The 433-nt window shown below is 29.3% G+C and carries 1 pseudogene; it reads left to right on the top strand.

Annotated elements, in window-relative coordinates:
- Positions 1-433 (top strand): annotated as a pseudogene (locus ELQ16_RS09820) (hypothetical protein); the annotation flags it as partial.

The raw sequence follows: 433 nt of genomic DNA, 5'->3' as shown, positions 1-433 counted from the left end.
TTATAAAACAAGATATACCCAGCTATTATTTTTCTCCTAAAGATGAAAGCAGTGGTTTAGGAAGACTTAGTATCTTTTATAAAAATAATGAACTTTGCTTGCTTAATTATTCTATATTGGAAAAATCTTTAAATATCAAATTAGAATGCTTAAGCAAGCAAAGCTTAGAATACAAAGATTTAATTTCAAACACTTTTAAAACCCAAGAAAACACACAAGTAAATAAAAAACAAAGCATAGCTAAACTTCACGCCCTTTTAGAAAATCAAAACCTAGAATGTATCCATGGAGGTAAAGTCATACTTAAATCAAGCAAAGGAAAAACTTTTAAAGATGGTGGTGTGCCTATTATGCTAGAAAGTGATTTATTAAACTCTAGTATAATAGGTTGTCCTCACGCTATAGCTAATGTAAGTGTTCCTTGCACTAAAGT

This window comes from Campylobacter sp. US33a, from assembly GCF_004378855.1.
Lineage (GTDB): Bacteria > Campylobacterota > Campylobacteria > Campylobacterales > Campylobacteraceae > Campylobacter_D.
This window is presented reverse-complemented; position numbering and strand designations above follow the sequence as displayed.